Source organism: Pantoea sp. S-LA4 (assembly GCF_054482835.1).
In genome coordinates this window covers 169783-189446 of sequence record NZ_JBTLRC010000004.1, presented here as the reverse complement: position 1 = coordinate 189446, position 19664 = coordinate 169783, and the positions used below count along the sequence as shown (strand labels likewise).

Annotated in this window: 28 protein-coding genes; 14 read left to right on the top strand and 14 right to left on the bottom strand. The window is 55.9% G+C overall.

What is annotated here, in order from left to right; translation table 11 throughout:
- The first annotated feature begins 138 nt into the window (after positions 1 to 138).
- The 4 genes from ACX3P5_RS21525 (at position 139) to ACX3P5_RS21510 (ending at position 1825) form a co-directional block, all read left to right on the top strand.
- Positions 139 to 435 carry a hypothetical protein gene (locus tag ACX3P5_RS21525; protein WP_336756069.1) on the top strand — a complete coding sequence of 99 codons (297 nt, stop codon included), beginning with the start codon at positions 139 to 141 and terminating at the stop codon, positions 433 to 435.
- Positions 436 to 685: 250 nt separating this feature from the next.
- Entirely contained in the window at positions 686 to 931 is a 246-nt protein-coding gene (gene ycgZ, locus ACX3P5_RS21520; RefSeq protein ID WP_233988334.1) for a regulatory protein YcgZ, read from the top strand.
- Positions 932 to 1112: 181 nt separating this feature from the next.
- On the top strand, positions 1113 to 1406 hold the full coding sequence (locus tag ACX3P5_RS21515) for a hypothetical protein (RefSeq protein WP_233988335.1): 294 nt from the start codon (positions 1113 to 1115) through the stop codon (positions 1404 to 1406).
- Between the two features lie 164 nt (positions 1407 to 1570).
- Complete coding sequence (locus ACX3P5_RS21510) at positions 1571 to 1825, top strand: biofilm/acid-resistance regulator YmgB/AriR (RefSeq protein ID WP_233988336.1); 255 nt, start codon at positions 1571 to 1573, stop codon at positions 1823 to 1825.
- Between the two features lie 116 nt (positions 1826 to 1941).
- On the opposite strand, the gene ACX3P5_RS21505 is transcribed toward ACX3P5_RS21510, so the two are convergent.
- A complete protein-coding gene (locus tag ACX3P5_RS21505) occupies positions 1942 to 2241 on the bottom strand; it encodes a hypothetical protein (RefSeq protein WP_233988337.1) in 300 nt (99 codons plus the stop codon).
- A 633-nt stretch (positions 2242 to 2874) separates the two neighbouring features.
- On the bottom strand, positions 2875 to 3069 hold the full coding sequence (locus tag ACX3P5_RS21500) for a hypothetical protein (protein WP_233988338.1): 195 nt from the start codon (positions 3067 to 3069) through the stop codon (positions 2875 to 2877).
- Positions 3070 to 3483: 414 nt separating this feature from the next.
- On the opposite strand from ACX3P5_RS21500, the gene ACX3P5_RS21495 reads away from it, so the two are divergent.
- Entirely contained in the window at positions 3484 to 4500 is a 1017-nt protein-coding gene (locus tag ACX3P5_RS21495) for a substrate-binding domain-containing protein (RefSeq protein WP_233988339.1), read from the top strand.
- 128 nt (positions 4501 to 4628) lie between these two features.
- Positions 4629 to 5024 carry a (R)-mandelonitrile lyase gene (locus tag ACX3P5_RS21490; protein WP_233988341.1) on the top strand — a complete coding sequence of 132 codons (396 nt, stop codon included), beginning with the start codon at positions 4629 to 4631 and terminating at the stop codon, positions 5022 to 5024.
- 48 nt (positions 5025 to 5072) lie between these two features.
- Here the strand turns inward: ACX3P5_RS21490 and ACX3P5_RS21485 are convergent, their stop codons facing one another.
- Positions 5073 to 5957, bottom strand: a complete 885-nt coding sequence (locus tag ACX3P5_RS21485) for a LysR family transcriptional regulator (protein ID WP_233988342.1) — start codon at positions 5955 to 5957, stop codon at positions 5073 to 5075.
- Between the two features lie 99 nt (positions 5958 to 6056).
- On the opposite strand from ACX3P5_RS21485, the gene ACX3P5_RS21480 reads away from it, so the two are divergent.
- Positions 6057 to 6782 (top strand): SDR family oxidoreductase, encoded by a 726-nt coding sequence (locus tag ACX3P5_RS21480; RefSeq protein ID WP_458969348.1) that lies wholly within the window; start codon positions 6057 to 6059, stop codon positions 6780 to 6782.
- 45 nt (positions 6783 to 6827) lie between these two features.
- Here the strand turns inward: ACX3P5_RS21480 and ACX3P5_RS21475 are convergent, their stop codons facing one another.
- The 4 genes from ACX3P5_RS21475 to ACX3P5_RS21460 form a co-directional block, all read right to left on the bottom strand.
- Positions 6828 to 7559, bottom strand: a complete 732-nt coding sequence (locus tag ACX3P5_RS21475) for a YoaK family protein (RefSeq protein WP_336756065.1) — start codon at positions 7557 to 7559, stop codon at positions 6828 to 6830.
- Positions 7560 to 7782: 223 nt separating this feature from the next.
- Positions 7783 to 8112 carry a DHCW motif cupin fold protein gene (locus ACX3P5_RS21470; RefSeq protein ID WP_336756064.1) on the bottom strand — a complete coding sequence of 110 codons (330 nt, stop codon included), beginning with the start codon at positions 8110 to 8112 and terminating at the stop codon, positions 7783 to 7785.
- 50 nt (positions 8113 to 8162) lie between these two features.
- The gene (locus tag ACX3P5_RS21465; RefSeq protein WP_336756063.1) at positions 8163 to 8855 is read right to left on the bottom strand and encodes an aspartate/glutamate racemase family protein; all 693 of its coding nucleotides are present in this window, start codon (positions 8853 to 8855) and stop codon (positions 8163 to 8165) included.
- 75 nt (positions 8856 to 8930) lie between these two features.
- The gene (locus tag ACX3P5_RS21460; RefSeq protein WP_458969347.1) at positions 8931 to 10082 is read right to left on the bottom strand and encodes an MFS transporter; all 1152 of its coding nucleotides are present in this window, start codon (positions 10080 to 10082) and stop codon (positions 8931 to 8933) included.
- Between the two features lie 136 nt (positions 10083 to 10218).
- Between ACX3P5_RS21460 and ACX3P5_RS21455 the strand changes: the two genes are divergently transcribed.
- Positions 10219 to 10734: a MarR family winged helix-turn-helix transcriptional regulator gene (locus ACX3P5_RS21455; RefSeq protein ID WP_458969346.1), complete on the top strand. Its 516-nt coding sequence runs from the start codon at positions 10219 to 10221 to the stop codon at positions 10732 to 10734.
- Here the strand turns inward: ACX3P5_RS21455 and ACX3P5_RS21450 are convergent.
- Entirely contained in the window at positions 10731 to 11333 is a 603-nt protein-coding gene (locus ACX3P5_RS21450) for an XRE family transcriptional regulator (protein ID WP_233988353.1), read from the bottom strand. The two genes, ACX3P5_RS21455 and ACX3P5_RS21450, sit on opposite strands and share 4 nt — an antisense overlap.
- 43 nt (positions 11334 to 11376) lie before the next feature.
- Here ACX3P5_RS21450 and ACX3P5_RS21445 point away from each other — a divergent pair, with 43 nt between their 5' ends.
- The 4 genes from ACX3P5_RS21445 to ACX3P5_RS21430 all read left to right on the top strand — a co-directional run bounded on the left by ACX3P5_RS21445 (position 11377) and on the right by ACX3P5_RS21430 (position 13588).
- The gene (locus ACX3P5_RS21445) at positions 11377 to 12072 is read left to right on the top strand and encodes a B3/B4 domain-containing protein (protein WP_458969345.1); all 696 of its coding nucleotides are present in this window, start codon (positions 11377 to 11379) and stop codon (positions 12070 to 12072) included.
- A gap of 131 nt (positions 12073 to 12203) precedes the next feature.
- Positions 12204 to 12527, top strand: coding sequence for a hypothetical protein (locus tag ACX3P5_RS21440; protein WP_233988355.1), 324 nt, complete (start codon positions 12204 to 12206; stop codon positions 12525 to 12527).
- Between the two features lie 50 nt (positions 12528 to 12577).
- Complete coding sequence (locus tag ACX3P5_RS21435; protein ID WP_233988356.1) at positions 12578 to 12955, top strand: RidA family protein; 378 nt, start codon at positions 12578 to 12580, stop codon at positions 12953 to 12955.
- A 30-nt stretch (positions 12956 to 12985) separates the two neighbouring features.
- Positions 12986 to 13588: a LysE family translocator gene (locus tag ACX3P5_RS21430; protein ID WP_458969344.1), complete on the top strand. Its 603-nt coding sequence runs from the start codon at positions 12986 to 12988 to the stop codon at positions 13586 to 13588.
- On the opposite strand, the gene ACX3P5_RS21425 is transcribed toward ACX3P5_RS21430, so the two are convergent.
- The 3 genes from ACX3P5_RS21425 to ACX3P5_RS21415 are packed head-to-tail and all read right to left on the bottom strand — an operon-like array spanning position 13568 to position 14795.
- Complete coding sequence (locus tag ACX3P5_RS21425) at positions 13568 to 14104, bottom strand: DUF4865 family protein (RefSeq protein ID WP_458969343.1); 537 nt, start codon at positions 14102 to 14104, stop codon at positions 13568 to 13570. The genes ACX3P5_RS21430 and ACX3P5_RS21425 overlap by 21 nt on opposite strands.
- Entirely contained in the window at positions 14101 to 14490 is a 390-nt protein-coding gene (locus tag ACX3P5_RS21420) for a tautomerase family protein (RefSeq protein WP_458969342.1), read from the bottom strand. Before ACX3P5_RS21420 ends, ACX3P5_RS21425 begins: the two co-directional genes overlap by 4 nt.
- A complete protein-coding gene (locus tag ACX3P5_RS21415) occupies positions 14490 to 14795 on the bottom strand; it encodes a carboxymuconolactone decarboxylase family protein (protein ID WP_233988362.1) in 306 nt (101 codons plus the stop codon). The genes ACX3P5_RS21420 and ACX3P5_RS21415 overlap by 1 nt, the downstream gene beginning before the upstream one ends.
- Positions 14796 to 14892: 97 nt before the next feature.
- On the opposite strand from ACX3P5_RS21415, the gene ACX3P5_RS21410 reads away from it, so the two are divergent.
- The gene (locus ACX3P5_RS21410) at positions 14893 to 15774 is read left to right on the top strand and encodes a LysR substrate-binding domain-containing protein (RefSeq protein WP_458969341.1); all 882 of its coding nucleotides are present in this window, start codon (positions 14893 to 14895) and stop codon (positions 15772 to 15774) included.
- A 9-nt stretch (positions 15775 to 15783) separates the two neighbouring features.
- On the opposite strand, the gene ACX3P5_RS21405 is transcribed toward ACX3P5_RS21410, so the two are convergent.
- Positions 15784 to 16332, bottom strand: a complete 549-nt coding sequence (locus tag ACX3P5_RS21405; protein ID WP_458969340.1) for a TetR/AcrR family transcriptional regulator — start codon at positions 16330 to 16332, stop codon at positions 15784 to 15786.
- Positions 16333 to 16432: 100 nt separating this feature from the next.
- Positions 16433 to 17551 carry a serine hydrolase domain-containing protein gene (locus ACX3P5_RS21400; RefSeq protein WP_458969339.1) on the bottom strand — a complete coding sequence of 373 codons (1119 nt, stop codon included), beginning with the start codon at positions 17549 to 17551 and terminating at the stop codon, positions 16433 to 16435.
- A gap of 430 nt (positions 17552 to 17981) precedes the next feature.
- Between ACX3P5_RS21400 and ACX3P5_RS21395 the strand changes: the two genes are divergently transcribed.
- Complete coding sequence (locus ACX3P5_RS21395) at positions 17982 to 18356, top strand: hypothetical protein (protein WP_336756342.1); 375 nt, start codon at positions 17982 to 17984, stop codon at positions 18354 to 18356.
- A 14-nt stretch (positions 18357 to 18370) separates the two neighbouring features.
- On the opposite strand, the gene ACX3P5_RS21390 is transcribed toward ACX3P5_RS21395, so the two are convergent.
- Positions 18371 to 19297 (bottom strand): AraC family transcriptional regulator, encoded by a 927-nt coding sequence (locus tag ACX3P5_RS21390; RefSeq protein WP_458969338.1) that lies wholly within the window; start codon positions 19295 to 19297, stop codon positions 18371 to 18373.
- Positions 19298 to 19664: the final 367 nt, after the last annotated feature.

Below are 19664 nucleotides of genomic sequence, written 5' to 3'. Positions count from 1 at the left end.
GTCAGACAGGATTTTCCGTCATGGTCGTTAAACTGCTCCAATCAATAAATGATTATTGATAGGCATGTTTTATTAAATTTAGTGAATTTTTTTGCTACAGTGAATGTTACTTACCGTAATAAAACCAGGGAGGATAATTTGTATTTTTCAAACGACGAAAAAGCGAATGTCATCATTGGCGAAGCAGCAATGAACCTGATCGATGCAGGTCAGGAAGTGAATGTCGAGATGCTGATGGGTGAGTTGCAGGCTATGTCTGCCTCAGAAGTGGATGAGAAACGTCTGGACCAGTTGCATCAGGTACGACAGTGGTTGATGGGTTTTAAAACCATCGGCGCTCGCAACAATAAACAGGCCGGATGGTTATCGAAACCGGTTAGCGCAGACAAAACTAGCACCACCGAATCCGCTGATGATATATTCTTTAAACGCTGACCGATTGGTTCTGCCTGACTGTCGGCCTGTGCAGCAGTTGTACAGGCCGGAAGGGCAAATCGCTTAATCCGCCATCACTCAGCCGTTTTTACCCCGCATTAAACACTTCGTAACATACTGATTATCTTTAAATAGCATTTTTTGCACAAAAAAATCTTCTCAGGAAATTCAAAATTCTGTACAAGTTTTTGAAAGATGTATAACTTGCGCATCCAGAGCGCGATACATTTAACCATCTGAGGACACTACTATGCGTCAGAACGGACATGCACCGGAAGCCATCAGCGACATTGCCCGTTACTTCAATCAAGCCAGTCAGCCTTCACAGCAGGAAACGCTGGGGGAGATTGTGGTTGAAATTCTGCGCGCAGGTCAAAATTTGAGTCGTAAAGCGATTTGCAGCAAATTGTTGCGTCGACTGGAACTTGCCTCTACGCCAGAGGATGAAAGTCATCTGCATGAACTGATCGGGCTCCTTTTCCGTCGGGAAGAGTAATACGGATCCCCGGCGTTATGGAGATGCAGTACGTCTCAGCTCACAGCAATTCTGATCGGACTATTTTTCGCATTAACGAAGCCCAGTGTTGCTGTCCCGCTTCAGGCGCCCCGTCACCGGCGCCTGTTTCTACATCAGGAGCCGCAACGTGGCCATTAATTCGTAAATCAGAGAAGCCAGTATGTACAGAAGTGATGATGAGAAACTGACAGATGTCATGATCGGCGAAGCCGTACTGACACTACTCAAGTCAGACAAACCGGTGTCGAGTCATGCCCTGATCAATCAGCTGGAGCTTATGGCCGCAGAGACGGACGAAGACGCGAAGGTGATGACGATCCGCAAAGCGATTACCGAAGTGCGCAATGGCATGGTGGCCGCCCGTAAGCGGGCTGGCAGTGCGCTTCCCGATCGTGAAAATGTGTCACACCGTCTGAATAACGATGGCCCACCTGAAGGTTCGAAAAAACACTAATCGATCCGTTTTTTGCGTGACTTCTGACAATAATTAAAGCATCTCCCGTGGTGAACGCGGCACTGAAAATGTCCCTTCACGCCGGGCAAAACGTCGCAACGAGGAGACTCGTTTCTGACCTTATTCGATGCACCTAACGAATTTTCTGCAGAGAAAGAAAAATCATGCAACGCTCTTCTTCAGATCCAACCATCATTGAGTTTTTTCGCAGTGCCGGTGATCAGCTTGCTTCAGAAACCGAACTGCTGGGCGGCATCATCCGGAACATCGTCGCCGATCAGGGACGCGTAACCAATAAAGCCATCATTCTTTATCTGATTGCGGAACTGGAGACGACCTCAGACGTGGTCAGACTGGATGTGTTACGCAAAACGCTGGAGATCGTAGTGGGCCGGACGCCGGACGACGCCGGTATCTGATCCCCACGCCTGCGCGCTCAACGGCGCGCAGGAAGCCCTCTTGTGGAATAGTTTCTTTGCCCCAGCCTTACTCCGCTTGCTTTCAATTCCTGCCTCAACGGATGCGCCTGACGGGATTAATCCAGTGAATCCCGATGCTGCTGACACTTCACCAGCACATGACCACTGAAGGTGGTGGGCATACGGTTTCTGACAACCGACGCCGAACCGATATTATTTTCCAGATTGAAATCATCGCGGGTGATGATCAACGTCGTTACTTCAGAGAAATAGTCACGTTGCGTATTGTTGTGATGTTTATTATCAATCACTTTTACCACGTAGGTATCATCATCGGTCTTGATAATGTCATATCTGACCAGCCGACTGTCCTGATTGCTGCTGATGTAGTGCGTTTCAACATCCGAGAAGATCATGTTTTTATCCTTAATGGCGCTGGCCCCGATTCATCACCCCGGCGCGGGTTAACCGGCAACAGCGGAAATGCAGCCTGTTCTGGTTTCGTGCTGTTTCTGGTCCGCGTCTTTCTGGCCTGCTTCAGGGCCTGTCAGGATGGTTTACCCCTGCGAAGGATCTTTATAGCGCGTTGCGGACGGCATTGAAACATTTTCACCGCTGCAGCCCGCTTTTGTCGCTGTTTCCGGCGGCCCGCACCTCAAAGCCCCGACCAGCGCACTGACGATGTTAACGCAACCGCTCCGTTACGGGTGATGACGAATACGCATGGCTCCACCTGAACAACAGAGCCAGCTGGCGTGAAATAGATTTCAGGTCACAGACGCCTTATCCGAACAGCTACTGTTCAATAACAGCAGGCTTATCCGAAACGGATAAAGACGCGGCAGTTTTAGGATGACGATTCCTGTCGGGATATTAACTCTGCTGGCGGCAAGAGGTCATACCCTCGCTCATCCCGCCACAATAATCAGACTCCCCTGCTTAATCAGAGTGCAAAAAAATCACGGGGAAAATATCCATTATGTCTGACAGGATTAATTAAGGGGAACCGATTTCAATGATGCTGACGTTTATTCGCAACGCCATCACTCTTAGTGCATCTTGCGGGTAAAAAAGCCGATCGCTTCATGGCACAGCGCTTTCAATCGGTTATCTCGCGTCTCTTCACTCAGGCGAAACAGCGCATTGGTAATATCATGAAAATGCACAGGCTGCCCGTTCTTAATCAGATCGCTAACTATTGCGCCAACCAGCGCGCGAATATCTTTTTCTTCGTCGTACTTCACACGACCTCCAGACGGTGTATGCATATACAGTTTAGCATCGTTGGAAGTCAAAAAACAAAAGGGCCGCGTTCAGGAAAATATAAGCGAAGCGGTAGAAAAGGTTATTATTCGAACAGCCTCAGAATAATATCTGGCACTATTTCGTCAGCGGGGCTACGCGAAAGATATAATCGCCAGATAACACGGGGTAACTAAGGTAATATATTTATCCCGACCTGAAACCCTGGCTTAATGCTATTCATATTATGATACAGATCCGATGATCTGGCGGTGTGAAACCTTCATCCGGTTTAACTTAACAGGGCCACTTTTCTGCGGCGGCGATATCGTTGAAACCGGACGGCTAAATCAGGCAAGGTTTAGCACCCGCAGTGTGATAAAACGAGGGATAACCCCTCGCCTTCAGAGTGACGCATGGCTAAATTCACCTTAAAACAGATAGCCGCTCAGTCCGGTCTGAGCCTGGCAACCATTGATCGGGCGCTGCATCAGCGCGGCAGGGTGCATCCGCAAACGCAGCATCGCATTCAGCAGGCGATAGCCGACCTGGAATTACTACAGAAAACGGCGCGGGCAAAAGGCAGAACGCTGTGGTTCGATGTGATTATGCATACGCCCGATCGCTTTCGTGAGCTGGTGCGTGAAGCATTCAGCAGTCAGATTGCCAGCTTTACCCGGTTTAAACTGCAGCTGCGATTTCACTTCAGCGAGAACTTAACCGCAGAGCAGGTCAATGCGCTTCTGAACAAAAATGCGCTCCACAGCCACGGCATTATTCTCAAAGCGGCCCACTCGGCACTGCTGAATCCGACCATCGATACCCTGCTGAAACAACGTGTGCCGGTAGTGACGGTGATGAGCGATCTGCCGGGCAGTGCGCGCCTGCGCTATATCGGCATGGATAATTACGACGCCGGAAAGGTTGCCGCGTTTTTAATGTCAAAATGGCTGCGGTCTGAGCAATCCCACATTGTGGCGATCACCGGCAGCAGAGACTTTATCGGGGAGCAGGAGCGGATTGAGGGTTTCGAACGCGCCATTCAGCAGTTTGCGCCGCAGCATCGGGTCAGCGTGGTGGCGGGTGGTTATGGCATCGATCCGTTGATGTACCAGTCACTTAAACATTTTCTGCAGGCGCACCCGGACACGGACGCGGTCTACACGGTCGGCGGCGGTAATCCGGGTATCTTACGGGCTTTTGACGAGCTTAACCGGCCGGTTAACGCCTTTATCGGACACGATCTTGATCGGGAAAACCGCGCGCTGCTGCAGGCGGGTAAAATTGATGCGCTGATCGAACATAATTTACAGCTTGATGCACAGCACGCCTTCAGAACGCTGCTGGAATTTCACGGTTTTCTGCCTGCCTCCGCACCCGCGGCGCCCTATTCAAAAATCAATATTATTACCCGCTATAACATGACGACCTGAGGCTGACAGCCGTAATGCACCTGATGATTAATGAATACTGCTCATAAACGCTTGCGGGTTATGCTGGCTAATCAGCAGGCGTCCGGGTTGCTAAACTTCGGGACATCACATGATGAGTGGAGAACAAAATGAAGATTATCGCTAACGGCTCCCTGCCTTCACGCCAGGGTCCTGCTGACTATTTCACCGGCACGGTGCGGATTGACGCCCCATTCCAGGCAGACGCACCGGCACGAGTCGGTGGCGCAACCGTCACGTTTGAACCAGGTGCGCGCACTGTCTGGCACACGCATCCGCTGGGCCAGACCCTGATTATCACCCAGGGTCAGGGCTGGATTCAGTGTGAGGGCGAAGCGATTCGGGTCATGAATACCGGCGACATCGTCTGGATACCGGAGAATGTGAAGCACTGGCATGGCGCAACCCCGGACAACGCCATGACCCATATTGCCATCGCGGAATCCGTTAACGGCAGCCCGGTGGACTGGCTGGAACCGGTCACTGACCAGCAGTATCAAAAATAAGCCCATCACGTCCGTTACGGCGGGCGTGCTGCTCTTCTTGCTACGCTGTCACAACTTTACGTGATCGATCAGCGCGCGTAGCTTGGGTGCCAGATTCTTCCGGCTGGGGAAGTAGAGGTAAAAACCGGCAAATGCGGGCAACCAGTCATCCAGCAGCGTCACCAGCTCCCCGCGCGCAATATAAGGCTGAAACGTCTCTTCCATACCGAAACTGATGCCGCCGCCGGCACAGGCGGTGCGGATCATCACCCCCATATCGTTGGTGGTCAGCTGCGGATTAACCGCCACTTCAAATTCACGCCCCTGCTCAGCAAATTCCCAGCGATAAGGCGACAGGCCCGGCCCTTTCCGCCAGCCGATACAGCAATGCTGGATCAGTTCATGCGGATGCTGCGGCGTGCCCTGGCGGGCCAGGTAAGCAGGCGATGCCACCGCCACCTGGCGCTGAGCGCGGGATACCGGTACCGCAATCATATCCTGCGCGATCACCTCACCCAGCCGGACACCCGCGTCGTAGCCCTGTTCGACAATATCAAACTCCTCATCCGTGACGGTGATATCCAGCTCAATCTGCGGATAAGCGCGGATAAAGCTCGCCAGCAGTTCACCACTCAGCATTCGCTCAGCAATGGATGAGATCGCCAGCCGTAACTGTCCACGCGGAACGGCGGCCAGTTCAGCGATATCGGTGACGGCGCGGTTCAGTTGATTGATCGCCGGTGCCACCTCGTTATAGAGCCGTTGCCCCGCTTCGGTGAGCTGAACGCTGCGGGTCGTCCGCTGCATCAGCGTCAGGTTCAGCCGGTCTTCCAGCCGCCGTAGCGTCTGGCTGATAGCCGGACGGGTAACACCCAGTTGCTCAGCCGCCAGACGAAAATTACGCGTCTGCGCCACAATGACAAACACTTCCAGCGCATTTTTATCGGTCATCATTGGTTAGTTGTAGTTACCAGTTCATGAAGCAGCAGGTGGATTATCTTTATAGCCTAACCGTCGTAGCATCTCCAGCTACACCACAACAGGAGAAACAATATGACGAAGAAAGTGATTTTAATTACCGGTGCATCAAGCGGCATTGGTGCGGGTATCGCCCGTGAACTGGCGAAAACCGGGGCGACACTGCTGCTGGGTGCCCGACGCGAAGAGCGGCTTCACGCGCTGGCTGACGCGTTGCGATTCGACGGGGCTGAAGTGGTGGTTAAAGCGCTGGATGTGACGCAGCGTGAGCAGGTGAGTCAGTTTGTTGAGTTCGCTCTGGAACAGTGGGGTCGGGTCGATGTGATGATCAACAACGCGGGCATTATGCCGCTGTCACCGATGGCTTCGTTGCGGGTAGAGGAGTGGGATCGGATGATTGATGTCAACATCAGAGGCGTGCTGTATGGCATTGCCGCTGTGCTGCCGCCGATGCTGGACCGCCACTCCGGACACATCATCAACATCGCCTCAATTGGGGCGCTGGCGGTTTCACCGACTGCGGCGGTTTATTGTGCCACTAAGTATGCGGTGCGGGCGATATCCGATGGGTTACGTCAGGAGAACAGCCAGCTTCGCGTGACCTGTGTGCATCCGGGCGTGGTTGAAAGTGAACTGGCTGACACCATCACTGACCCGACCGCCGCGCAGGCAATGGCCGACTATCGGGCGATAGCCCTGCAACCCGAGGCGATTGGGCGCGCGGTACGTTATGCCATTGAGCAGCCGGATGAAGTAGACGTGAATGAAATCGTGGTGCGGCCGACCCGCACAGTGCAGTGATCGCTGGCCCGATGCCGGCTGGCATCGGGCCGCTGTGGCGATCGATCAATAAAAGCTCCTGCGGGATCGCTGAACGGTAATGGCGATAGCGCCCAGCGCCACCACCATCAGGAATAGCCCCAATCCGATCATCGCGTTAAAACCGTAGCTTTTGAACAGCAGCAGACCGGCAATACAGCCAATAAGAAACGAAAACACCGTGGTCAGATGGGTATGCAGCACCTTCTGGAAAAAACGCCGTTCGCCACTTTCGTCATGCGACACATGCGAGGAGAGCCACGACCCAAGCGCAATACCGGCATCGGTTAATGTGCCGGTGATATGCGTCGATCGGACACGACCATTTGAGAGCTGGGTCGAAGTGGCATTATGAATCCCCATCAGGAAGCCCAGCAAAACCAGCACTTCACCGTTGAAGCGTGGCGTAAAAAACATCGTTTCAAAGATCGAGGCTGCGGTCAGCGCGACCCCTTCGGCCAGAATGATCAGACAAAAAATAGTGCGCAGCTTATGCTTCTGGCCGACGATGACCGCCAGGCGGGCAACGGTACAACCCATCACAAAGGCGGTGATCAGCGCCAGTAAAAACAGCAGCGTATGCAGATCGCTGGTGGTGACTTCAGTAGATATCTGCGAAGTGTTACCGGTCATGTGCGACGGGAAAAACCCGAAGGCACCCAGCGCCATCGCGTTAAGGATGCCAGCGGTGGTGGCGAGTACCAGCGCCAGCAGGCGATCTTCGGTATGCGATCTTACTTTCTTCTTTTTTATCAGCACAGGTTTCCCCACATCAGGTTAAGGCAGAACGGTATTTACCGTCTCAAGCATACAGCCTGATGAGAAATAATCCTGTCAGAAGCAGATTACTCCGATGAATTAAGCTATTAATTTTGCTGATTTTTATAAAGCTGCTTCAGTTTACTTTTAAAAGTGTCAACAACGTGATTATTCACCATGACAAAGGGAGGTTTAGCGCCACCCTTTATCAGACCGCCGCCCGTTAATCGACAATAAACAACCGCGCGCCCACCGGCGTCGAAGAGCGATGCGGTTCGGCATCATCTGCCACCTGATAACTGACGCCCGGCGTCAGCACAAAGCGCCGACCGTCGGCCAGTTCGGTATGCAGCTCGCCAGTGAGACACAGCAGAATGTGACCTTTGATACACCAGTGATCGGCGAGATATCCCGGTGAGTAATCCACGATCCTGACGCGAATAGCATTAAACTGCGCGGTGCGCCAGATCGCCTGGCCCTGTTCACCGGGATGAACGGTTTCATCAATCAAATCCCAATGGGTGAGTCCAAACGGCAAATTTTCAATTTTCATGGGTGCTCCGGGCAAAAGGGCAGTGAGCCTGCCGCAGTAAAGAGAAACCGCTATTTCAGCGCCTGGATGACCGCTTCTTCGGCGTGAATCAGGGTGGTATCAAATAACGGGACGCTGGCATCACTCTCATCCACCAGCAGGGTGATTTCAGTGCAACCCAGAATAATCGCCTGTGCGCCCTCCTCCACCAGCCGCTGCATAATCTGCTGAAAGCGATGGCGGGAAGCCGGATTGATAGTGCCGAGGCAGAGTTCCTGGTAGATCACCTGATGGACAAAAGCGCGGTCCTCCTCATCCGGAATGATCACCTCCAGATCACATTGCGCTTCCAGCCGCCCGCGATAAAACGCCTGTTCCATAGTGAACCGGGTCGCCAGCAAGCCTACCTTGCTGAAGCCGGCCTGACGGATACGCTGCCCGGTCGCATCCGCGATGTGTAACAGCGGCAGGGAGGTGGCCGCACTGATTTGCGCGGCCACTTTGTGCATGGTGTTGGTACAGAGCACGATAAATTCTGCCCCGGCACACTCCAGACTGCGTGCCGCCGCGGCCAGTCGTTCACCCGCCTGCTGCCATTCCCCGGCCGCCTGAAGTTGTTCAATCGGTTCAAAATCGACGCTGTACAGCACCAGCTGCGCCGAATGCAACCCGCCCAGCCGCTGTTTAACCTGCTGATTAATGATGCGATAGTAGAGCGCGGTTGACTCCCACGACATACCGCCTAACAGACCGATGACTTTCATTGCCGCTCCTGATTAATTGCCTGCTTTCCAGCATGCCAGACGGCAATCATTTTGTCGGCATCTGCTGCAGGCCCTTCAGCCCGACAGCGGTCGGAACCGCCAGGCGATCACCATCAGCACCACTACCCCGACGCTCATGATCAGCCAGGCACCGATCAGTGATGCGCCGCTGTCACGTACCCAGCCCGCCACCAGCGGCATCACGGCGGCAATCAGATAGCCGCCGCCCTGCACCCGTGATAACAGCACGCCCGCTTCTCTGGCATTTCGGGCATGATCCAGCGTGACGATCAGCGACAGCGGAAACAGCGCACCGATGCCGCTGCCGAGTAGCAGCGTCGACAGCACCGGCATCGCGCCAGGTGCCACAATCAGACTGAGCAGGCCAGCCAGCAACAGGGCCAGCACCAGCAGCAGTAACCAGCGACGATCGGGAAAACGGTGCTGAACCGCCGAGATCACCAGACCGGCCACCACTTCCGTCAGCGTCAGCCCGGCGAGCAGAAAGCCGCTGTTACGGGCGCTCCAGCCCGCCTGGATATAAAATGGCGGCAGCCATGCCAGCACCAGCGTGTAAGCCCCGGTCCCGATACCAAAGAACAGCAACAGTAAACAGGTTCGCGCCGTGGGCAGCGCAACCGCAGCGGGTGCCGGATGGTTAACCGGCCCGCGTGGATTCACTGACAACCAGAGAAGTAAGGTAAAGAGCGACAGCCCACCGGCAATCGCCAGCGCTGCGCGTAAACCGAGCAGCGAAAACAGCGGCTCAGCGCTGGCCGCCATCAATGCCGCACCAGCCATAATGCCAGTGCTGAACAGCGCCATCAGCGTGGGTGCCGCACCAGTGTAACGCTGGCGGATCAGTGCCGGCATCAGCGCCTGGATCACGCCAATTCCGGCCCCGCCAGCCAGGGCGGTGAGGATCAGCTGCGGTGGCGAAAGTGCATAACCGCGCCAGAGCGCGGCCAGCGCCAGGCAGAGCAGTCCTGCCGCAATCCCCGGTACGGTCCCGATCCGCGCCAGCAGCCAGGGTCCCGCCAGGGCTGCGAAGCCCATCATCGCCACCGGCAGGGTGGTCAGCAGGCTGAACGCCGTCGCCGACAGACCCGCCTGCTGTTGCAACGCCGGAAACAGTGGGCCGATAATCGCCAGCATCGGGCGCAGATTCAGCCCGACAATAAAGACGATCAGTGCGAATATAGCGGGAAACAACAGGGTGTTCTTCATAGCCGGCTCCGTGCAGAGGATAGACGCTGACAGCAGCAGGCTGTCACTATTTATCTTAACGTTAAGATAAAACGGGTCCGGCAGTAAGGGGCTGAGCACAACCTGACAACATAACCACACAGTAAGCAGGTGAATCATGCAGGACCATATCGATTTTGTCGTCAGCCAGTGGGACGTCGCGATGCCAGAGCTGGATGCCTCATCGATGCGCATCATGGGCCGAATGCTGCGCCTGATGAAACATCTGGCAAAAGCCCGCAGTCAGGCGCTGGAGCCATTCGATTTCCATGACGGTGAGTTTGATGTGCTGGCGACACTGCGCCGGGCCGGCACGCCGTACTGCCTGTCACCCACCCAGCTTTATACCTCGCTGCTGGTGACCTCCGGTGCCATGACCCATCGCCTGAAACGGCTGGAACAGCGCGGTTTGATTGCGCGGGTTGCGTCACCCGACGACAAGCGCAGCACGTTGGTGGGGCTGACGCCGCAGGGTCAGCGCTGTATTGAGCAGGCGCTGGCGGTGCATACAGCGACTCAGAATGCGGTGCTGGCTCCGCTGACGGCGGCAGAACGCGCGGCCCTGGAAGGAATGCTGAAAACTCTGCTGCTGGCATTTCCCGGTGAAACGCTGGCCGCCGCGGAAAATGATTAACGCTGCAGTTCGGCGACCGTCATGGTGAACACCACCGGATGTTGATCGGCGCTGGCGTAGGCGTGTGGCATATCGGTACGCGCCACCGCTGCGCAACCTGGCTGAACGACTAACGTCTGGTCGCCGACGGTTAACGCCAGCGTACCTTCTTCAACATGCAGCAGTTCCAGCGTCCCGGCGGAATGTCCCGCCGAGCTAAACCTTTCACCGGCAAACATCTGCCAGCGCCACAGTTCAATCATGTCAGGACCGCGGGTGCCAGCCAGCAGTTGCGCACTCCCGCCCTGCTCGCCGCGCCACAAGGTGGGCATTGCGCTTTTATCAATCAGCCAGGCGGCAGGCGCATGCGTGACATTGACGATATCTGCCACCGAGACGCCGAGCGCAGCGGCAATCCGGCACAAAATCGCAATGCTGGGATTGGCTTCGCCTTTCTCGATCTCCACCAGCATCCCTTTACTGACGCCCGCCCGGCGGGATAATTCATCCAGCGAGAGTTTCTGGCTTTTACGCCAGCTTTTGATGCTTTCCGAGACAGCCTGATTGACGCTGGCTACGTCAGCACCCGCATCGGTCGATATATTGACTTTTTTGGTCATCGGTCATTACTATGAAATAAATTAGTCACTGAGAGATTATCCAATGTTATCTGTTGATCCGTCAATCGACCCGGCCGTATTTGCGCTGGCACCCGGCTTTCGCGCCATGAGTATTGTGGTGGAAGCCGCGCCAATCACCCATCCTGAGATTGCGCAACAGGCGCTGCAAAAGGCGTGCCGCCAGGTGCTGGAACAGGATGTTGAATGGGCTGACGCCCATCTCGCGGCCTGGGCGACGGTATTCAAAGCCTTTGGTGCCAAAGCGAAACGGACACCCTGCTCGGCAGACGCGCTGCGCAAGCGGGTCCTGCGGGATGGCGGGATGCCAGCGATCGATCCGGTTGTCGATCTCTATAATGCCATCAGCATTCAGTACGCGCTGCCGGTCGGCGGGGAAAATATTGCCGCCTACGTTGGTGCGCCGCGCCTGGCGATCGCGGATGGCAGCGAGTCGTTTGATACGGTTAAAGAGGGCGAAGTGGTCTTTGAATCGCCGGAGCCAGGCGAAGTGATCTGGCGCGACGATCAGGGCGTCACCTGCCGTCGCTGGAACTGGCGTCAGGGCGTCAGAACCCGGCTGGATGCGCAGGCGCGTCAGATGTGGTTTATCCTTGAAAGCCTGCCGGAAATGCCGCTGACCGCGCTGCAACAGGCCAGTGATGATCTGGTTTCCGGCCTGCAACAGATGATGCCAGATGCGCAGATTAGCGCCAGGCTGATTGACGCAACGACAGCATAACCCAGCGCTAAACCGCTGCTCAACGCCAGGAAAACGAGGTTAACGACGCGCCGGAACTATGGCAGGATACGCGCCCTCTGTCCGGTGTAGATCTGACAGACCTCTTTGGCCGATAACAGGTGGCGGTGTTGATGAAAGCGAAACTTAAATGGATGATTCCTCTGCTGGCGGTGCTGGCACTGGCGGGCTGGTGGCTGATGCCACACTTCAGCAGCGAAGATAAAGCCTATTACGTTGCGGTGTTCTGCGGCATCGATCATCATGATCAGCAGCAGTTTATTCCACAGATGCAGCAGATCGTTGAGGGCAGTAACTCTGACTATGCGCTGCAGAAGATAACATTTAAACCGGCGCTGGCCCGTCAGGTGATTCACGACTGGCAACAGCTATCACCGGATGCGCAACGGCAGGCGGCCGCTGATCACCTCATCTGTCAGCAGCGGCTGACCCACTAAAGCGGACGGACGGTGCCTGCCTGCACTGACTCAGGCCTGAAGGAGAGATCATGCCGCAACCTGAACGTAAAAATTATCCGCAACTCGGCGAGGTGAAAGCGCCTTATGTCCATGCGGTGAAACATGGTGATACGCTGTACGTTTCCGGCCTCACCGCCTTTGGGACGCCGGCTCAGCACAGCGGCATAGCGCAGCAGGCAGAAGCGATCTTTTCCCAACTGGAGCTGATCGCCGCGGCTGAGCAGACGTCGCTGGCTTCACTGATTAAGGTGACCATTTTCATCACCGCATTCAGCGACATTGAGGCATTACGCGAAGTCCTGTTCCGCTACTATGGCGCTCATCTGCCTGCCAGTTCGCTGGTGCAGGTCAGTGGTCTTTTCTCGGCTGATTTACGGATTGAGATTGAGGCGATTCTCGCGCTGTGACCCTCTCATCCTGGAGAGCAACCTGTTCCGATGCAGATCGATTATAGCGGTTTCATTGTTGCCATCTTACCGATAGCGCTGTCACCGGGAGCCAGTTTTACGCTTGCCATTAACAGTGCGCTGGCCGAAGGCTGGCGCGGCGTCGCGACGATTATTCTGGGTACCGCACTGGGGATCTATTGCCACGCCCTGCTGGTTGGATTAGGCGTTTCGTCAATGCTGATGGCTTTACCCTCTCTGTTTCATATTCTGCAGATTGCCGGCACCCTTTATCTGCTGTGGCTGGGCAGCCAGTTAATCATCAGCGGAGTGCGGGCCCGCCATCAGGCTGACAGCCCCGACCCGCAGCCGGTTACGCTTTCTCAGGCTTTACTGGCGAACCTGCTCAACCCTAAAGCCATTCTGCTCTACCTGACCGTAGTATCGCGCTTCACCAGCCAGACCGGCAATGTACGCGATTTTATGCTGCTGGCCTCGGTGCATATTGTGATCATGGCGGGGTGGCTCAGCAGTGCCAGCCAGCTGTTGATGACCTCAACCCGCGCCATCAGCACCTTTGCCCTGCGTAAATATATCAATACCCTGGGCGGAATCGTGCTGCTGGCTATCGCCCTATCCGGTCTGATCCCCTGACGCCGCCGCATCGCGTGCCAGATAACCGATACGATAAACGTCCTGTTCACCGGCCGGACGCCCGGCTGACGCCGTGACGGTCACTCCCTGCCAGCGGCTCACATCCCAGGCGCAAAAGCCGGTTTCATTCGCCAGATCGGCCAGGCAACTGTGCGGAGCGATCGGCCAGCGGCGCAGGGCGATAAAGCGCGCCTGGTCAAGATTGTCCGGCACCCCATCCGCATTCAGCGCCAGCCAGCTCTCTATCACCGGCCAGCCAAAGTCATCCACCAGGCGCTGAAAGCCCGCGCTTTGCAGGAAACGCTGCATGGCTGACGCATCCTGCCAGAAATAGAGCGGCGCATAACGATTTTCTGCCACCGCCAGTTCCTCATCATCCCGCCGGGCATAGAGAAAAGCCTTGGCGATCAGACCCGGAAACCCGTTCAGCCTCGCGCCATTCAGCCGGATACGCTGCTCAATCGTCGTCATCGGGTAATCTGCCGGCAGCGTAAAGCGGTAATGCATCACGATCATGACGTCACCTCCGCTAACATTCTGCCGCCGCTGAAGCTCCAGTCTTCACTGCTGTTGAACTGGATGATGACCATCACGTCATCGGGATCGACTCCCAGCGTGGCCTGCAATGCGGCGCAAAGCTGCTGATAAAAGCGCTGCTTCTGCTGCCAGGTGCGTGGCCGACCGGCGGTAATCCGAAACAGGATGAAGGCTTCGCTGCGCCCTTTGCTCAGGTAGTGACGATCAAAAATTCGCTGGTGGGCCGGCAGCACCTCAAACAGCTGAAAACAGTCGTCAACCGGCACCGCAAATTCCGCCACCAGCGTCTGATGCAGCAGCGCGGAGATCTGCTGTAAGCTGGCCTCACTGTAAGCCTGGCCGAGGGTGATACGGGTTAAGGGCATCAGTTGTTCTCCTCAAGGTAGCTCAGCGCCGTCACCGCCGCGGGCCAGCCAGCGTAAAACGCCAGATGGGTAAAGCCTTCGATCAGCTCCTCCTGCGTCAGCCCATTTTTTCGCGCGAAATCAATATGCCAGGGCAACTGCGCGACCCGGCCCAGCGCGGTTAGCGTCGCCAGCGTCAGCAGGCTGCGTTCCCGTGCGGAGAGCACGCCGCGCTGCCAGATATCATCAAACAGCACCTGCTGCGTCAGTTCAGCCAGTTTCGGAGCCCGACGGGCCAGCGTTTCGCGATCCAGAATCTCTTTCATTTTTTCTCTCCAGTGCAGATGGACAGAGTGTCGCGCAGCGCTATAATCCTGAAAATCAAATTAATCAGCATCAACCATCCACTTATACAGGATGATTATGAACCGGGTTCCCGAGTCACTGGATATGGACGCGCTGCGTAGCTTTGTTACCGGCATTGAAGCGGGTAGCTTTGCCCTGGCAGCCCGGCATTTATGCCGTTCAACCTCAGCGGTCAGTGCGCAGCTCAAAAAGCTGGAGCAGCAATGCGGTACTGCACTGGTCAGAAAGCAAGGTCGGCACCTGCAACTCACCGATAGCGGTGAGCTGCTGATGAGTTACGCCAAACGTCTGCTGACGCTGAACGATGAGACGTTGCGCGCAGTCAGAGGTGACGGACTGAAGGGTGAAATCCGTATCGGGATGCAGGAAGATTTTGGTGAGTCATTGATGCCTGAGGTACTGGGCGCGTTTAGTCGTCAGCATCCCGGCGTCACCATTACCGCGCAGGTTGACAGAAACCAGAGGCTGCTCAGCGCAATGGCCTGTCATCAACTTGATATGGCGCTGGTGTGGCAGGCCGCGCCGCACGCCAATAGCAGGCTGATCGGTGACTGTCCGCTAGCCTGGATACATCATGCTGATTTTGATCTGGCCGCGCTGTTACACCGCGGCGATCCGCTGCCGCTGGTCGCCTTTGATGCGCCCTGCCTGATGCGATCGCGCGCCACCGCGTCGCTGGATGCTGCGGGAATACCGTGGCGGGTTGTCTTTACCAGTCACAGCCTGAGCGGCATCTGGGCAGCGCTGCAGGCTGGACTGGGCATCACGCTGCGCACCCGTGCCGGAATGCCGGAGACGCTGGTGACAGCATCACATCAGCTGCCAGCTGCCGGAGAGGTCGGCATTGCGCTGATCACCCCGGACGATACAGATGACCCGGCGCACGCTTTGCTGCAGCAGTTGATCATTGAGGCCGCCTCTCCTTTTACCCAAAGATAAGCGGCCGGGTCAGGCAAACAGCCGCTGGATCAGTGACTGACAGTAAGAGGCGGTGATCTCCCGATCGTTAAACAGGATGTGATACATCACCGGTGCCACCACGCCATCAATCACCTGCGCGACGTCAAAGCCCGGCTCACCGCGCGCCAGCGCCCGGCTGTTCAGCGTCTCAAGATGCTGCACGGTATAGCCACAGCATTTCTGGCTGGCGTCGTCGCTGTAGCTGCCGATCACGTCGGCCAGCATCTGACGCCCTACTTTCGATGACATCTCCTCGACATACTGCAGTATGAAAGCCGTCAAATCGCTGACCATCTCACCGGTATCTTCCGGTTCAGCAATCGGCCGCATCCGGTCAACCGCAACGTCTGCCAGTAGCTGCGACAGGTCACCCCAGCGGCGATAAATTGTAGAAGGGGTAACCCCAGCCTGCTCAGCAATCATCGGCACGGTGATCACCGCGCGATCGGTGGTTTTAAGTAGCTGATTGACCGTTTTATGGACTTCAGCCTGGATTCGGGCGCTGCGGCCCCCCTGACGGATCATCTCCTTTGCCATCGGCTCCTCCTAGGATCGGATAGATTAATGCAAATATATTGCATTAACTGGTTGCCGGCAGTTTACCTTATCAGGCTACGGCTGTGCAGCAGGCAGCGGCTTAGCGGCCTGAAATGGCATGCGCCAGCTTCACAATGTCAGAATCTCTGAATAACCGGCTGGCGCAGTGAGCGTCTGCACCGGCGTGCATGGAACCCACATTCGTCACTATCGCCACCGCACAGTCGGTTTGCTCAAACCACCAGGCGCAGGCGCTGTAGCCCAGCACATTGCCACCGTGACCGATAGCGGGCCCGTAAGCGGAGTCGGTTCTGAACAGGCTTAATCCCATCTGCGCTTCACCGGCGGCGCGCCAGCGTTGCATGTCGCGCAGACTTTGCCGATTGAGTAACGCGCCATTTTTCAGCGCCAGGATAAACGCCATCAACTCCCCGGCAGTAGAGACTATCCCGCCGGCTGCCCATTCAACAGAGAGACTGGCTGAAGAAACGTTGAGGATAGCGTTGTGCTCTGGTTGAAAACTCGCGGCGATGCCAGCATTGCGGATGAAATCTGCGTTGCATCGGTGGTAGCGCGCGGCCACCTTCTGCGGTTGAGTGGGCGAAAAGCCGTCGAGCCGGGTTGCATTAAGCGCCAGCGGCCGGAAGATCCGCTGATCCAGTTCATCCTGCAACCTGTGGCCGGTCACGCGTTCGATCAACATCCCCAACAGGGTGAAATGGCTGTTTGAGTAATGAAAGTTTTCATCGGGCAGAGATAACGGCGGCTGGTCGCGAATATAGTCCAGTGACGCCTCAGGCAGCCAGAAGCGGTTCGCAATGAGATGCTTACCACGCGCAGCCTGAATCCACGCGGGCTGATCTTCCCAGCTCGCTATTCCGGCATAATGCGACAACAGTTGTCTGATCGTCGCGGCCTTTGCATTGGCGATACCTGACAGCGACGTCTCTTCCAGCCAGTCAGAAAGTCGATCGTCGAGCTGAATCTGTCGCTGTTCGGTGAGCTGAAGGATGATCACCGCAATAAACACTTTGGTAATGCTGCCAATGCCAAAGGCGGTATCGGGTGAATTTTCTACCCGGTTTCTGATGTCTGCATAGCCGGCGGCGTATTGCCAGATCAGGCGGTCTCCTTTTCCTATGGCGATCGAGATCGCCGGGAACGCCTCACGGGTCAGGTCGTCGAGTAAACGGCTGAGTTGATCGGTAAATGCTGTCATCGCTACGCCTTTTAATTTATTGAACAGATCCTCACAGAGCCGGTCTGGCGGTTTACAGGCAAACTGCCTTTCTGCGCGCGGCGCGCCACAGCAAACCAGCCGCTGAAAAGCGAGATCTTTTCCCGCCCGGACAATGCCCTCCGGTTTGACCCCGATCAGGTCACGACGCCCTCTTCAGGGGTAAATTCCGCGCGATTGTCCCGGATTAGCCCGGTGGAGAGGTGACCCGATTTCCTCTGCCGCTCAGGCTTCCGGAAACCACCGTTCGGTGCTTATGCTTTTCGCCCGGCGCGCTGATCGCCACTATGATTAACAGCGTGAGCGGTAAACAAACTCTTTTCAGCTGGCCAGACGGGCCATACTTCAAGGAAAACCCATGCGTATCAACGATTCTGCTCCTTCCACTGCGCGTTTTCGTCTGCTGGCGTGGATGATGGTGATCAGCGCGCTGACCTGTAGCGTAACGCCTGCTCACGCCATCAGCCGCGCTTATCGCGCTCAGCTGGAGCGTAGCGGATGTACCCAGATGAGCGACGCCGCCGGTACCTGCGACATCAGAAAAACCAAAGCGCAGAATCAGGCAAACAGCGTCAATGCCCCGGCCTCCCGCCTGAAGATAGAGCAGCTGATCGGCAAATCGATTGATGTCGCCTCCGGTCAGCTGATTGCTGACGGCTGGAAAGCGAATGGAGGACGCTGGTATCACGATAATCGTGTTCTGACGCTGACCGTCGCCGATAACCTTATCACCGCGGTATCCCTGAAGAATGTCGGTCACGCCTCACTCACCCTGAGCAAAGAGTAAAGCAGAGAAGCGGATTACCCTGCCTGCACCCGATGGCTGGCGATATCCCGTCTGGGCGGATTGCCAAACAAGCGACTGTATTCGCGACTGAACTGAGAAGGACTCTCATAGCCGACGCGAAATGCAGCGCTGGCGACATCCAGATACTCACTTAACATCAGTCGCCTGGCTTCATTTAAGCGAAGCCATTTCTGATATTGCAGCGGGCTCATGCCGGAGAGCTGACGAAAATGCTGATGAAAGGTCGGTACGCTCATCTGCACCCGGCTTGCCAGCTCTTCAACGCGCAACGGTGATGGATAGTTCTGTTTCAGCCAGTCGATAGCTTTTGAAATCCGATATCCATGCCCATCCACCGCGGCAATCTGCCGCAAAATTGCGGCCTGATCGCTGAGCAACAAACGATAATGGATCTCACGCTGAATCAGCGGTGCCAGCACCGGAATGGCCTCTGGCTCGGTCAGTAACTCTGCCAGCCGACAAAATGGGGCCAGAATGGCCGCCGTCGCGCTGCCCAGCCCAACGCCCGTTCTGGCCCGCTGTGCCGGTGGCGGCGGTAAATTCCCCTGGGATATCAGTTCCGCTAACAGCCGCTGGTCGAGACGGAGCGTCATGCCAAGGCAGGGCTGGCTGCGGCTAGCCTCAGTCACTTCAGAATTAGCCGGGATATTCAGCGAGGTCACCAGAAAGGAAGCGGTGTCATAGGGATACGCACTCCCGCCGACCCACATCCTTTTCGCGCCGCTGGCAACCAGCACCAGGCTGGGCGGGACCATACAGATCACCGGCGGTGCCGGCTCATCACGACGAAAAAGGCCGACGCCTTCAATCGCGGTCGGGTAATCCCCGGTACAGGCGGTTGATGCGCCAATGATATGCCGTAATCGGGCCAGATAATCCTGCCTGCGTGCCTGCGGATCGGTGAGCGAGGTGATTGACATTATGATGCTCCACTGCATTTTTCTTCCGCGTTATAAGACACCATCCTTGCCGCAAAAGTAAACACGCTTCATAGGATCAGGCAAAAAATAGAGACAAATGGGTTACCCCTTCACGCCACACCCGCCGCATACTGATTGCACAGAATAAAGGGCGATCGGCGTTGCCTGTGTCAGGTTAACAGGCAACGGATGCGTTACCCGGTGTGAGGTGATTTCTGCACTGCACATCACCCCTATTTATTTTAATGACAAGCAACAGGCAATTTTGTCTGCGCATCCGTTCCGGCGTCATTTTTTAATGCTGGCGCGTCACGTTATTTAACTTTGCGATCAACCTGAGTTCCAGGTTGGCCCGATCAGGATTACA